General features: G+C 38.1%; 14 protein-coding genes and 1 pseudogene. 7 read left to right on the top strand and 8 right to left on the bottom strand.

Annotated elements, in window-relative coordinates; genetic code table 11:
* Positions 1-57: 57 nt before the first annotated feature.
* Both MHH45_RS19355 and MHH45_RS19350 read right to left on the bottom strand, forming a co-directional pair.
* Positions 58-1,248, bottom strand: coding sequence for an aminotransferase (locus MHH45_RS19355; RefSeq protein WP_016132144.1), 1,191 nt, complete (start codon positions 1,246-1,248; stop codon positions 58-60).
* Positions 1,245-1,742 carry an Lrp/AsnC family transcriptional regulator gene (locus MHH45_RS19350; protein WP_003201624.1) on the bottom strand — a complete coding sequence of 166 codons (498 nt, stop codon included), beginning with the start codon at positions 1,740-1,742 and terminating at the stop codon, positions 1,245-1,247. Before MHH45_RS19350 ends, MHH45_RS19355 begins: the two co-directional genes overlap by 4 nt.
* Positions 1,743-1,831: 89 nt before the next feature.
* On the opposite strand from MHH45_RS19350, the gene MHH45_RS19345 reads away from it, so the two are divergent.
* A complete protein-coding gene (locus MHH45_RS19345; protein ID WP_016132145.1) occupies positions 1,832-2,818 on the top strand; it encodes a 2-hydroxyacid dehydrogenase in 987 nt (328 codons plus the stop codon).
* A 109-nt stretch (positions 2,819-2,927) separates the two neighbouring features.
* Positions 2,928-3,767 (top strand): alpha/beta fold hydrolase, encoded by an 840-nt coding sequence (locus MHH45_RS19340; RefSeq protein ID WP_016112322.1) that lies wholly within the window; start codon positions 2,928-2,930, stop codon positions 3,765-3,767.
* A gap of 201 nt (positions 3,768-3,968) precedes the next feature.
* Here the strand turns inward: MHH45_RS19340 and MHH45_RS19335 are convergent, their stop codons facing one another.
* On the bottom strand, positions 3,969-4,220 hold the full coding sequence (locus MHH45_RS19335; RefSeq protein WP_016132146.1) for a DUF1871 family protein: 252 nt from the start codon (positions 4,218-4,220) through the stop codon (positions 3,969-3,971).
* Between the two features lie 117 nt (positions 4,221-4,337).
* On the opposite strand from MHH45_RS19335, the gene MHH45_RS19330 reads away from it, so the two are divergent.
* Complete coding sequence (locus MHH45_RS19330) at positions 4,338-5,489, top strand: MalY/PatB family protein (RefSeq protein ID WP_016112324.1); 1,152 nt, start codon at positions 4,338-4,340, stop codon at positions 5,487-5,489.
* Between the two features lie 35 nt (positions 5,490-5,524).
* Here the strand turns inward: MHH45_RS19330 and MHH45_RS19325 are convergent, their stop codons facing one another.
* From MHH45_RS19325 to MHH45_RS19315, 3 genes and pseudogenes are all read right to left on the bottom strand, one after another.
* Entirely contained in the window at positions 5,525-6,064 is a 540-nt protein-coding gene (locus MHH45_RS19325; RefSeq protein ID WP_016132148.1) for a superoxide dismutase family protein, read from the bottom strand.
* Positions 6,065-6,133: 69 nt separating this feature from the next.
* Positions 6,134-6,310, bottom strand: a complete 177-nt coding sequence (locus MHH45_RS19320) for a hypothetical protein (RefSeq protein WP_003201612.1) — start codon at positions 6,308-6,310, stop codon at positions 6,134-6,136.
* Positions 6,309-6,446, bottom strand: a pseudogene (locus tag MHH45_RS19315) (ThiJ/PfpI family protein); the annotation flags it as partial. The pseudogene MHH45_RS19315 and the gene MHH45_RS19320, both read right to left, overlap by 2 nt.
* A gap of 153 nt (positions 6,447-6,599) precedes the next feature.
* Between MHH45_RS19315 and MHH45_RS19310 the strand changes: the two are divergent.
* Positions 6,600-6,983: a kinase-associated lipoprotein B gene (locus MHH45_RS19310; RefSeq protein WP_016112327.1), complete on the top strand. Its 384-nt coding sequence runs from the start codon at positions 6,600-6,602 to the stop codon at positions 6,981-6,983.
* A gap of 42 nt (positions 6,984-7,025) precedes the next feature.
* Here MHH45_RS19310 and kapD read toward each other — a convergent pair whose 3' ends face one another.
* A complete protein-coding gene (gene kapD, locus MHH45_RS19305) occupies positions 7,026-7,649 on the bottom strand; it encodes a 3'-5' exonuclease KapD (RefSeq protein WP_016112328.1) in 624 nt (207 codons plus the stop codon).
* A 277-nt stretch (positions 7,650-7,926) separates the two neighbouring features.
* Here kapD and MHH45_RS19300 point away from each other — a divergent pair, with 277 nt between their 5' ends.
* A complete protein-coding gene (locus MHH45_RS19300) occupies positions 7,927-9,252 on the top strand; it encodes an ArsB/NhaD family transporter (RefSeq protein WP_016112329.1) in 1,326 nt (441 codons plus the stop codon).
* A gap of 280 nt (positions 9,253-9,532) precedes the next feature.
* On the opposite strand, the gene MHH45_RS19295 is transcribed toward MHH45_RS19300, so the two are convergent.
* On the bottom strand, positions 9,533-9,994 hold the full coding sequence (locus MHH45_RS19295; protein WP_003208937.1) for a hypothetical protein: 462 nt from the start codon (positions 9,992-9,994) through the stop codon (positions 9,533-9,535).
* Positions 9,995-10,092: 98 nt separating this feature from the next.
* On the opposite strand from MHH45_RS19295, the gene MHH45_RS19290 reads away from it, so the two are divergent.
* Together MHH45_RS19290 and MHH45_RS19285 are read left to right on the top strand one after the other, a co-directional pair.
* Positions 10,093-10,785, top strand: a complete 693-nt coding sequence (locus tag MHH45_RS19290; RefSeq protein WP_016132150.1) for a DNA alkylation repair protein — start codon at positions 10,093-10,095, stop codon at positions 10,783-10,785.
* An 882-nt stretch (positions 10,786-11,667) separates the two neighbouring features.
* Positions 11,668-13,044, top strand: a complete 1,377-nt coding sequence (locus tag MHH45_RS19285) for a glycine--tRNA ligase (RefSeq protein ID WP_016112331.1) — start codon at positions 11,668-11,670, stop codon at positions 13,042-13,044.
* The last annotated feature ends 25 nt before the right edge of the window (positions 13,045-13,069 follow it).

Below are 13,069 nucleotides of genomic sequence, written 5' to 3'. Positions count from 1 at the left end.
AATTTTCAAATATTGGGATAGAATACTAACACATGGCTTTCTAGTATTCCCCCCCTTTTATGGACAAAACGTATTCTGTTTTGTCCTTTTTTTATTTTCTACAAATCGTTTCATTCGCTTCATAGCTTCCATTAATTGTTCAAGCGAAGTTGCATATGAACATCGAATAAACCCTTCACCGCTCTCACCAAACACACTTCCAGGTACAACTGCAACTTTTTCTTCTAGCAATAATTGTTCCGCAAATTCTGCTGAGGATAATCCTGTTGAAGAAATCGAAGGAAACACATAGAATGCTCCGCCTGGCACATGACACGTTAAACCCATTTCATTAAACGATGTCGTCATAAAATTACGGCGCTTTTTATAACTTTCTCTCATTCGAATGACTTCATCATTTCCAAAACGAAGCGCTTCTAATGCTGCAAATTGTGACATCGTTGGTGCGCACATCATTGAATATTGATGAATTTTCAGCATCAACTCTGAAAAGTGGACAGGGGCCGCAATCATTCCAAGGCGCCATCCAGTCATCGCAAATCCTTTTGAAAATCCTGAAATTAAAATCGTATGATCACGCATATTTTTTATGCTCGCAAAACTCGTATAAGCCTCGTCATATACAAGCTCCGCATAAATTTCATCAGATAATACAATGAGATTATATTTTTCAACGATTACTGCTAACTTTTCTAATTCAGACTTGTTTAGAAGTGCTCCTGTTGGATTATTTGGAGAACAAAGTAAAATTGCTTTTGTTTTTGTTGTAATCGCTGCTTCAATTTGCTCCGACTGTACTTTAAATGCATTCTCTAATGAAGTTGCTACCGGAACTGGCACTCCTCCAGCTAATGTAACAAGTGGGCCATATGATACAAAGCTCGGTTCAATGATGATCACTTCGTCGCCAGGATTTACAATAGCGCGCATCGCAACATCTAACGCTTGGCTCGCTCCAACTGTAACAATAATTTCTTCATCTGCATTATAGGAAACATGAAATTGCTTTTGAAGATACTTTGCTATTTCTTGACGTAACTCCAATAATCCTGCATTCGCAGTATATGCTGTGTATCCTTCTTCTAACGAACGAATACATGCCTGTCTCACATGCCATGGTGTAACAAAATCCGGCTCTCCCACTCCTAGTGAAATAACACCTTTCATACCTGCCGCTAAGTCAAAAAACTTACGGATACCGGATGGTTGTAAAGATTCTGCTGCTCTTGATAGTTCAAACTGCTTCATGGTGCCACCACAATCCGTTTATCATCATCAGTTTTGTCATAAATAAGTCCCTCATGTTTATATTTTTTCAAAATAAAATGTGTTGTTGTTGACACAACTGATTCAATTGTTGCTAACTTTTCAGAAACAAAACTTGCCACTTCACTCATACTTTTTCCTTCCAACGTAATAGAAAGATCGTATGTCCCTGACATTAAATAAACCGATTTCACTTCTGAATAACGATAAATTTGTTCTGCAACAGAATCAAAGCCAACACCGTGCTTCGGTGTAACTTTCACATCAATCATAGCTGTTAAACCACTATGTTCTTTTACTTTTGTCCAATCTATATGTGTAACATAATCAACAATGATTTTTTCTCTTTCTAATTTCTCAACCATTTCTTTTACTGCTTCTACTTTTATATTTAACATTTTTGCTAAAGTTTCTACGGATAAACGACTACTTTTTTCAAGACAAGCTAATAATTCTAATTCTTTTTCAGTCACCATATTCTTCATCCTTCCTTTTGTTTGTTTTTAAATTATACAGACACCTTTTTATGTTTGAAAAGAAGATTTTTTTAGAGAATTATGTAAAAATGAAAAAGAAAGGGGCGGAAACCGTGAAACCAAAAGTATATATCGCTGAACGCGTTCCAAAATTTGTAGAAACATATCTCTCCGAGCATTGTGAATATGAAAAATGGGATAGTAATGAAAAGATTCCTCGTGAAGTTCTATTAGAAAAAATAAAAGATAAACATGGCTTGCTTAACTTTGGGACAAAAATCGACGAAGAGTTATTGCGAGCAGCTCCTCACTTAAAAGTTGTGAGCAACATTTCTGTTGGCTATGATAACTTTGATTTAGAAGCGATGCAGGGCAGAAACGTGATTGGAACGAATACTCCATATGTATTAGATGATACAGTGGCCGATCTTGTTTTCGCTCTTATGCTATCAGCTGGACGACGCGTATGTGAGCTTGATTCTTATGTAAAAGACGGTAATTGGAATGCCGAAATTACAAAAAAACACTTCGGACTGGATGTACATCATAGTACAATTGGGATTATTGGAATGGGGCGAATTGGAGAAGCTGTTGCCAAGCGCGCAAAATTTGGATTTGATATGAATGTCCTTTATTATAATCGGCGTCGTAAGGAAGAGGCCGAACAAAAATTTGATGCCGCGTATTGTGATTTACACACACTACTAAAGCAATCTGATTTCATTGTTCTTTTAACGCCATTAACAGAAGAAACATATCAGCTCATTGGAGAAAAAGAATTTTCATTAATGAAAGAAACAGCTATTTTCATTAATGCTTCCCGCGGGAAAACAGTTGATGAACCTGCATTAATCGACGCACTGAAACAAAAGAAAATCTTTGCAGCAGGTATCGATACATTTACACAGGAACCGGTCGAAAAAGATAATCCGTTATTATCTTTAACAAACGTTGTTACGCTGCCGCACATCGGATCTGCGACATTAAAGACAAGACACCAAATGGCAATGACCGCTGCAGAGAATTTAGTTGCAGGGTTACAAGGAAAAACACCGCCTAATATTATACGAGGATAACACTTAGCACTGAAAAAGGTAGGATGGACCCCCATCTTGCCTTTTTTTGTTAACATAAATCTTTTTCTACTAGGAGATGATATGAAAAAAATCAATGGAGTGAAAGAAAATGAAACATGAGCTAGAGCATCCCTACTTCACTTTTTCCACTCGCGGCACTACTGTTCATTACGAGTTGTATGAACACCAGAGTAATGAGGAAAAACCAACTTTTGTACTCGTTCACGGTTTTCTCTCATCCTCATTTAGTTATCGACGACTTATCCCACTGCTTGCAAAAGAAGGAACAGTTGTCGCACTTGATTTACCACCGTTCGGAAAAAGTGATAAGTCCAACCAATTTATATATTCCTATCATAATTTAGCAACTATAATTATCGATTTAATGGAACACTTAGCACTTCAAAACATTGTGCTAGTCGGTCATTCAATGGGCGGACAAATCTCACTCTATGTCAATCGCATACGTCCTGATTTAATTACAAAAACAATCTTACTATGTAGCTCAAGCTACTTAACACGAGCAAAGTTCCCGCTCATCTACTCTTCCTATTTACCGTTCTTTCATTTATACGTAAAAAATTGGATTATAAGAAGAGGCATCGTTCATAATTTAATGAATGTCGTTCATGACCACTCTTTAATTGATGATGAAATGATGGAAGGGTACGCTGCTCCCTTTTATGATAACCGCATTTTCCCTGCCTTAACGCGAATGATCAGGGACCGAGAAGGAGATTTATCATCAGCTGAATTACGAAAAATCGAGACCCCAACCTTACTCATTTGGGGTGAAAAAGACCGCGTTGTTCCCGTTCATGTCGGGCACCGGCTACACAAAGACTTGCCAAACTCTACATTTATTTCATACGACAATACAGGACACTTGCTACCAGAGGAAAAGCCAGAGCATGTATATGAAGAAATCATAGCATTTTCAGCACAATAGTATTCATATATATATCGGCACTTCGACACAACATATCAACCATTCTACAAGGTACGATATAAAGTGAAACTTTATTCAGTAGGAGGTCTTCATCCCCGATCTAATTTCTTTGCTTTCGCTGAATCTTGAGGTGGGAGTGCTACTGCCAGTTAATGCGGGATAAACTTCCTACTAAAAAAAGCTGTCGGAACTTCCGACAGCCTACAATGAACAACTTCCGCCTTCTTTTAGTACGAGTAATTCCTGTGCTAATTTCTCGCATTTTTCAATAGCTGGTATTTCTTCAAACGACATAAAATAAATATGCTGTATTTTTTTTGCAATATATTTCGGATCGTCAAACGCACTTACCACGTACACAACATCGCTTGCTTCTGTTTCATAAAATTCCGATCCCATTTGAAAAGGATCCCAATTCTTCACCATTTCCACCATCTTTTCATATGCGCCCATCTACTTCCCGCCTTTTCCTATTTTTCACTCTTTTCTTTATCGTATCATATCAGCTATTCTAGAAGAAGGGAGGAACTTTTACAAAATCATAGATTCAAGTAGAAGGGAGCAAAAAAGATGCAGCAATTTCATAAAACTGTAAACCGCCGGGGAACACATAGTGTAAAGTGGGATACATATAAGAATGAAGAATTGTTACACGCATGGATTGCAGATATGGATTTTCCTATTCCAGAGCCAATTCAATCTGCACTGCAGAAACGCCTTGGGCATCCTATTTTCGGATATACAATGCCACCTGAAGAAATAACAGATATTATTTGTCGTTGGACAAAAAGTGCATACAATTGGGATATAAAAGAAGAATGGATTGTATTTAGTTCAGGTATCGTTCCTGCTCTTAGCACTAGTGTACAGGCTTTCACAACTGAAAATGATGCCGTACTTGTACAACCACCTATTTATCCCCCATTCTTTGACATGATCACAAAAAATAACCGTCATGTATGGGAAAGTCCATTACTTTTACAGGGTGGCACATACACAATGGATTTTGAACATTTGGAAACACAGTTTCAGCAAGGTGTAAAACTTATGTTTCTTTGTAGTCCACACAACCCGGTTGGTCGCGTTTGGACAAAGGATGAGCTTACAAAACTCGGCATGCTATGTGAACAATATAATGTAACCGTTATCTCAGATGAAATTCATGCAGACATTATTTTCTCAGGTCATACACACACGCCACTTGCTTCATTGTCAAAACAATTAGCAGCGCGTACAATCACTTGCATGGCGCCAAGTAAAACATTTAATATCGCAGGCTTACAGGCATCTATTATTATTATTCCTGACAAAAAACTTCGACATGCCTTTACATCTGTGCAACACCGTCAAGGCTTTCATGGGTTAAATACATTTGCTTATGTAGCAATGCAAAGCGCCTATACAGAGTGTAACGATTGGCTAGTAGAAATGCGTTTATATATAGAAGAAAATGCCCGATTTGCTTGTGAATTTATCAAGCAGCATATCCCTACCCTTTCCGTTATTCAATCAGAAGGTACTTTTTTACTATGGGTCGACTGTTCTCGCCTTGACCTATCTCAAAAAGAACGAACAAAACAGCTTGAAGAAAACGGGAAAATTATCGTTGAACCAGGTGAAAAATACGGAGCAGGTGGAGAACAGCATATTCGGATTAACATCGGCTGTTCAAGAAGACAACTTGAAGAAATACTACATAGACTTAAGTGTGTATTTTCATAATTAACTAAAAAAAGCTACCCTTTCAAAGGTAGCTTCTACTTTTTCTTAGCGGCTGCCTTTTCTACAATGACGCCACAAGCAATTCGATTCCCTGAATTTCCAGCAGGCTGCGTCATACCATCATCAGGCTTTTCCGTAATAATGATAGACGCACCATCTTTTCGATGCAGCGTTGTTTTCCCTTCTTGAAGTGATACATTAGGCGCTTCAATCTCCGCCTTAATCTTTCCTGTATCATCCGCAATAACATTCGGCAAATCACCATTCTCTGCACCTTTTGGATTCATAAGTCCATGTTTCTTTTTCTTCTCTAAATTAAAATGATTACCAGCTGATATAAAACGTGGTGCTTTACACTCTCCAATTTCATGAATATGTAATCCATGTGCACCTGGCGAAAATCCTTCTGCCTTAATGGATATTTTCACACCACTTGTTTGCTGCTTCACTTTTGCTGTTCCAACTTTATCACCAGAAGCATTATATAATTTCACATCGATTTCTTTCGGATTTCCTTTATCACAACCTGCCATAAGAAACAGCAAACAACACCCGAATAAAAGCTGCTTTTTCATCACAATTCCCTCCAGAATACATTCTGCCCTTAGATTGTCCGAGCATAGAGGGAAACATACAAAACCGAATTAGTGTTTCTTTTCCGCTAACAGCTTGCGCTCCACTTTCTCCAAACGTTCCGCCTCTCTCTTTGATACGCGAATAAACATGCGCCATGTTGCAATCGCACCGATTATAAATAAAACACAAACAATCCCTGGAATAATATATTCTGTTTTATCTTCCGGAAAATATAAAGGCATCATGAAGATCACTCCTCCCTACAAGTTTAACGTCCCAATTTTTTATTCTTCCAATCAAGTTTACTCTATTCAGTAAATCCCACGGCAAAAATACATCTATATCTGTGAATTCATCGAAGCAAACGATGCATACCTTCATCCTTTCGATCCCTCAGAATTTTCTGTTATATTATTTCGAATTATAACATTTCTCTGATCACAAGCACACCTAACTTCTCAAAATCATTCTCCCGCAAATGATTTCTTTGACTCTATTCCTCACTTTCCTTACTATAAAGTTGAGGTGAAAAATATGAACGAAACATTCCAAATTGGTGATATCGTTACTGGTATCTATAAAACAGGAAAGTATATCGGTGAAATTACAAACAGCCGTCCTGGAAGTTACGTTGTGAAAGTGTTAGCTATTTTAAAACATCCGACGCAAGGTGATTTACATAATGTAAAACAAGCGGATGTTCCATTTTTCCATGAAAGACGCGCTTTAGCATTCAGGGAGCAAACAAATATCCCGCAGCAAATGGTGAAAAAATACGAGGGCGATATTCCGGATTATAAAGAATCCTTACAATCCGCATTAGAAGCACAAATGAATGAATTCTCAGAAAATGACGGTCCGTTTGCGAGGCGTAGTTTGCAGGTACTCCAGCAGTTAAAACAAGATTACAAGCTGTAAAAAAAACAAAACGACCAAATTACACAGTTTGTAATTTGGTCGCTATTGTGTACTCACTTTCTTTAACACCTTTGAAAAATCGATGAGCTCACCTAAAGTCGGGGGAGATGGCTTTACTAAATATTCTTTATCCTTTTCAACTAGTTTAAAAATATTATAGGTCGTTATCGCATCATCAAGCGCGCAATGATGCTTTCCTGTTCCTACTTTCCCGTACGCTTCAATCGCTTTCCATAATCCAGTTTGATTCCGTTCGCCAAAGAAACGTTTATACTCGAGTGATAAATCTCGGCATTGCCCCGAAAAAGGAAACTCGGCACCTATGGCCTCACAATTATGCTTCAATACTTTCATATCCATATTACCCCACGTTACAATTGTTGTTTGACGACGTTTTTCATATTGTACAAGTTTCTCGACAAGTTCCAAAAAAGAAATCCCTCCGTCTACCGCTTCCTGATTAATTCCTAAAAATTTTTTACACCGCTCTGTTAAGCATGAAAAAGTTTCCGGTCGTACATACGATGAATACGTATCTTCCACTACACAATCAACAACTGATACGAGTCCTACCTCAATAATTTCTGGAAAAAAACCCTTTGGTTTCTTCCTATTTTGAGGCATCGTGAACTCAAAATCCAAAAATAAAAATTGTTGTCCATCCATACGATCCCTTCCTTATCATTCTGTCTACTTTGTACTCCTACACGAACAGGCTCGAATGCTATTACATAAGATACATTCAGATTGGATGTATCTTATGTATATGTCAAATAACCACAAATATTTTTAAAAAGAAGAAAAATTCATTTGTACAGAAAATATGACAAAACAAACCCTTTCATTTACATCCGACATTTTTCTACTTTATAATGGCTTTAAGTGTGTTTCTTCCAGAAATTTATGACACACTAAGAAAAGTACCCGAAAGGAGATGGAATTTTTGCACGAAACAACGCAAGAAATCGCTAACTGGCAATATTACTTTGCAATCGCAGTCTTTCTAATTACATATGCCATTATCATTTCAGAAAAAATTAACCGTGCTGTTATCGCGCTTCTCGGTGCGGCACTTATGGTCATCTTTGGTGTCGTCGACTTGCACAACGCTTTTACAAAACATATTGAATGGGGAACCATCACGCTACTGATCGGCATGATGATATTAGTAAACATCACAAGTAAATCAGGCGTATTCCAATATGTTGCAATTAAAGCCGCTAAACAAGCACAAGGAAATCCAATTAAAATCTTAATTTCTCTTTCTTTGCTTACCGCGCTCGGTTCCGCATTTCTAGATAACGTAACAACTGTACTTCTTGTTGTTCCCGTTACTTTATCTATTACGCGCATTTTACAAGTAAATCCTGTTCCATATTTACTTTCCGAAATTATTTTTTCAAATATTGGGGGAACTGCAACATTAATTGGTGACCCACCAAACATTATGATTGGTTCTGCAAACAAGCATTTAGATTTTAATGCTTTCTTATTCAACTTAGCCCCAATCGTACTAATTATTATCGCTGTTACCGCGATAATGATTTACTTTATGTACCGCAAGCAGTTAATTGCTGACCCTGTACAAATTAAAAAACTAATGAGCTTAGACGAAAAACAATACATTAAAGATGCTGTACTAATGAAAAAATCTTTAACTGTACTTGGACTTACAATCCTCGGTTTTATGACTCATTCTATTTTCCACATTGACGCCGCAGTAATCGCATTAACAGGTGCTACTGTACTTATGCTAATCGGTGTAAAAGAGCATGAAATTGAAGAAGTATTCGCTCACGTAGAGTGGATTACAATTTTCTTCTTTGCTGGTCTATTCGTACTCGTTGGTGGACTTATTGATATCGGACTTATCAAAATGTTAGCCCAAAAAGTAATCGGTTTAACAGGCGGAGATATTTCTTACGCATCCATCCTTATTTTATGGGTATCCGGCATTGCTTCAGCAACAATCGATAACATTCCGTTCGTTGCAACAATGATTCCACTTATTAACGATATGGCAGTCGGTCTTGGTCTATCACCTTCTGATGCACAAATCGATGTATTATGGTGGTCATTAGCATTAGGAGCCTGTCTAGGTGGAAACGGAACATTAATCGGTGCTTCCGCTAACGTAATCGTTGCTGGAATCGCAAGCCGTGAAGGACACCGATTTAGCTACGTGGACTTCTTAAAAGTCGGTTTCCCAATTATGATTGTTTCATTAATTGTTTCTCACATTTATATTTATCTGCGTTACTTAATGTAGTATAAAAAGCGGAAGTTGCTCGTTTGGAATCGCAGGGCGTTGGAGCATCCGACAAAGAAGCGCTTTTTGCTTCGTCCGAGGGGGCGAAACGACCGGAGATTCTAGCCACTGAAGCTGGATTCCATAAAAAGCGGAAGTGGCTCGCTTAGAATCACTATCCAAAAAAGGCTATCGCTAGATGCGATAGCCTTTTCCCTTTCTATTTCCCATCATATATCGGCGGTTCGGAACAACATATCGACCGTTCGACAATATGCAACATGATTATTCATAATAAATTCTAATATTTCGTTGGTTCATTTCGAATCAAAAACAGGTGAATCGGAAGAAAAATAGAACATGTTATCACATGGATGACTGTAAATAATATTGCGTTCGTACCATAACGCTCCAAAATGGCGTATACTAAGTAAATCGACAGAACGAGTACTACAACACTTGCTAAAAGGCTTATGATTGGAATGAAGTTCAAAATAAAACAAGCAACGTATATACCGAATACTTTCCATCCAGCTCCTTCTTTCAAAAAATCAGGTAACTTCTCCCTTGCCAAATCCCCCCATACTTTACTATTTAAAAATGGAATAAAAGCAAGAATGCCATCTTCAGCACCATCATTTTTTGCCATTGTATAGAGTGCAAATGCAGTTAACAAATACGCAATAAATGCCCATATTAAAATAATAACAATAGCAACAAAACTAAGAGCAAAAAAACCTGCTAATATACTTTGATCTTCCATCGCTCCCTCTCCTTTCTACTCTCATCGGATTTCTTATATCCATTTCATATCACTTCTTTATATAATATGAACAAAGACCATGAAAGGAGAACAATTTTATGCACCCATTTGTAAAAGCCTTACAGCAACAGTTTATCGCACATCAAAATCCTGAAAAAGCAGAACCAATGGCTCGTTATATGAAAAATCATTTCCCATTTCTCGGTATTCAAACACCGGAAAGAAGAAAGCTATTACGTGAAGTCATACAAGTACATAAACTTCCAGACAAAGAGGACTTTCAAACCGTCATCCGTGAACTTTGGGATTTACCAGAACGCGAATTCCAAGCCGCCGCTCTCGATCTATTACAGAAATATAAAAAGCATCTTGATAAAACTCACATCCCGTTCTTAGAAGAACTCATTATAACGAAATCATGGTGGGATTCCGTTGATGGCATTGTTCCTACCTCCCTAGGAAGCATTTTTTTGAAACATCCAGAAGCCATTCAAACATACATCCCGAAATGGATTGCTTCAGAAAATATATGGTTACAGCGCTCCGCAATCTTATTTCAACTAAAATATAAAGAACAAATGGATGAAAAACTTCTCTTCTCAATCATTGGACAACTCAAATCTTCAAAAGAATTTTTCATCCAAAAAGCAATCGGCTGGGTACTTCGTGAATACGCAAAAACAAGCCCAGATGCTGTATGGGAATATGTTCAAAATCATGAACTTGCTCCTCTAAGCAAACGTGAAGCAATTAAACATATTCGCTCTACTATGAGCACCTCTTCAGATTGAACTCTCCCCCTTCACTTCATTTAGAGGAGGGGGGTCTTCTCGATTAAAATGATAAAGAATAGTAAAATAGGCGAAACTCTATCATATATATCCATCTTGATTTTCCAACATATCAGTCCCTGCCATGAAAACAAAAGAAGCGATGGTCTCATTTTTTCCTTTTGTTTTCACTTGGCACGGGGCTAAAAATGGCACTGTCCACTTCTAGCCATCGGCGGACGCTCTCTCCCATCTAAAAAAGAAAGGTTTTCTATCCTTTTTTCAATTTGTATTTATACACAAATGCTTTCCATCATACAAATCACAGCTATGAAAACAAAAGAAGATATCCACTCGTTTTCTCCTTCTGTTTTCACTTGGCATGGGGCTAAAAATGGCACTGTCCGCTTCTAACCATCGGCGGACGCTCTCTCCCATCTAAAAAAGAAAGGTGTTCTATCCTTTTTTCAATTTGTATTTATATAGATACAATCGTTCCTCTATTGTGATTTAAAAAGGAACATGATAGAATATGGTCATTATTATAAAATATAGTAGCGATGACAGACTTATAAGTACTTGCACAAAAAGCGATTCAGGGATAGTGAAAGCCTGAAAAAGCGAGGAAACGGCAGTCTCGAGCAATACGTGATAAAGTGGTTGTGTGTTTACACACACATCAACTAGGGTGGAACCGCGGGTATACAAGCTCGTCCCTAGGCAAAAATGCCTAGAGACGAGCTTTTTTTATTTAAAAGCGGAAGCAGCGAAGCCACCGAACATTCTAGCCGCTGGAGCTAGATCTCACCGAAAAGCGCAAGCGGCTTGCTCGAGAAATTGCCATTCAACAAGTACATCCAGTCATCGCCCTAATACGTTAACTTTTAAAAGGAGGATTTTATTATGTATTCAATGGAACAAGTTGTAAACTTAGCGAAGCATCGCGGTTTTGTTTTCCCTGGTTCTGAAATTTATGGTGGTCTTGCAAACACCTGGGATTACGGTCCACTTGGTATCGAATTAAAAAATAACGTTAAAAAAGCTTGGTGGAAAAAATTCATTCAAGAATCTCCATACAATGTTGGTTTAGACGCAGCAATTTTAATGAACCCAAAAACTTGGGTAGCTTCTGGTCATGTTGGTAACTTTAACGATCCAATGATTGACTGTAAAAAATGTAAAGCGCGTCACCGTGCTGATAAATTAATTGAAGATGCTTTAGATGCAAAAGGCATCGAAATGGTCGTTGATGGTCTTACTTTCGATCAAATGGCTGGATTAATGAAAGAACATGAAGTAAAATGCCCAGATTGCGGTAGCGAAGACTTCACTGAAATCCGTCAGTTCAACTTAATGTTTAAAACATTCCAAGGTGTTACTGAATCTAGCACAAACGAAATCTTCCTTCGCCCTGAAACAGCACAAGGTATTTTCGTAAACTTCAAAAACGTACAACGCTCTATGCGTAAAAAACTTCCATTTGGTATTGGCCAAATCGGTAAAAGTTTCCGTAACGAAATTACACCTGGTAACTTCACATTCCGTACACGTGAATTCGAACAAATGGAGCTTGAATTCTTCTGTAAACCTGGTGAAGATTTAGAGTGGTTCACATTCTGGCGTAACACTTGTAAAAACTGGTTACTATCACTTGGTATGCACGAAGAGAGCATGCGTCTTCGTGACCACGGTGAGGAAGAGTTATCTCACTACAGTAACGCAACAACAGATATCGAATTTAAATTCCCATTCGGCTGGGGCGAACTTTGGGGCGTTGCATCTCGTACAGACTTCGACTTAAAACGTCACATGGAACACTCTAACGAAGACTTTAACTATATCGATCCACAAACGAACGAACGTTACGTACCATACTGCATCGAGCCATCTCTTGGCGCAGACCGCGTAACATTAGCATTCTTATGTGATGCATACGAAGAAGAACAATTAGAAAACGACTCTCGTACAGTTCTTCGTTTCCACCCTGCTTTAGCACCATACAAAGCAGCAATCTTACCACTATCTAAAAAGTTATCTGAAGGCGCTGGGGAAGTGTTCGCAGAACTAGCAAAAGACTTCGTGGTAGACTTTGACGAAACTGGTTCTATCGGTAAACGTTACCGTCGTCAAGACGAAATCGGTACACCATTCTGTATCACTTATGACTTCGACTCAGTTGAAGACAAAGCTGTTACAGTACGTGACCGTGACACAATGGAGCAAGTTCGTATGCCAATTAGCGAACTAAAAGGCTTCTTAGAGAAGAAAATCCAGTTCTAATGATAGAAAGGCTGCCTCTGGGCAG

This window comes from Bacillus sp. FSL K6-0042 (assembly GCF_038006685.1).
Classification (GTDB): domain Bacteria; phylum Bacillota; class Bacilli; order Bacillales; family Bacillaceae_G; genus Bacillus_A; species Bacillus_A pseudomycoides.
This window is presented reverse-complemented; position numbering and strand designations above follow the sequence as displayed.

Coding starts and splice junctions, on each gene's coding strand:
- MHH45_RS19355 (WP_016132144.1), bottom strand. CDS start 1,248: ATGAAGCAGTTTGAACTATCAAGAGCAGCAGAATCTTTACAACCATCC.
- MHH45_RS19335 (WP_016132146.1), bottom strand. CDS start 4,220: ATGGGCGCATATGAAAAGATGGTGGAAATGGTGAAGAATTGGGATCCT.
- MHH45_RS19285 (WP_016112331.1), top strand. CDS start 11,668: ATGTATTCAATGGAACAAGTTGTAAACTTAGCGAAGCATCGCGGTTTT.
- MHH45_RS19310 (WP_016112327.1), top strand. CDS start 6,600: ATGAACGAAACATTCCAAATTGGTGATATCGTTACTGGTATCTATAAA.
- MHH45_RS19330 (WP_016112324.1), top strand. CDS start 4,338: ATGCAGCAATTTCATAAAACTGTAAACCGCCGGGGAACACATAGTGTA.
- MHH45_RS19295 (WP_003208937.1), bottom strand. CDS start 9,994: ATGGAAGATCAAAGTATATTAGCAGGTTTTTTTGCTCTTAGTTTTGTT.
- kapD (WP_016112328.1), bottom strand. CDS start 7,649: ATGGATGGACAACAATTTTTATTTTTGGATTTTGAGTTCACGATGCCT.
- MHH45_RS19340 (WP_016112322.1), top strand. CDS start 2,928: ATGAAACATGAGCTAGAGCATCCCTACTTCACTTTTTCCACTCGCGGC.
- MHH45_RS19345 (WP_016132145.1), top strand. CDS start 1,832: ATGAAAAAGAAAGGGGCGGAAACCGTGAAACCAAAAGTATATATCGCT.
- MHH45_RS19320 (WP_003201612.1), bottom strand. CDS start 6,310: ATGATGCCTTTATATTTTCCGGAAGATAAAACAGAATATATTATTCCA.
- MHH45_RS19325 (WP_016132148.1), bottom strand. CDS start 6,064: ATGAAAAAGCAGCTTTTATTCGGGTGTTGTTTGCTGTTTCTTATGGCA.
- MHH45_RS19290 (WP_016132150.1), top strand. CDS start 10,093: ATGCACCCATTTGTAAAAGCCTTACAGCAACAGTTTATCGCACATCAA.
- MHH45_RS19350 (WP_003201624.1), bottom strand. CDS start 1,742: ATGGTGACTGAAAAAGAATTAGAATTATTAGCTTGTCTTGAAAAAAGT.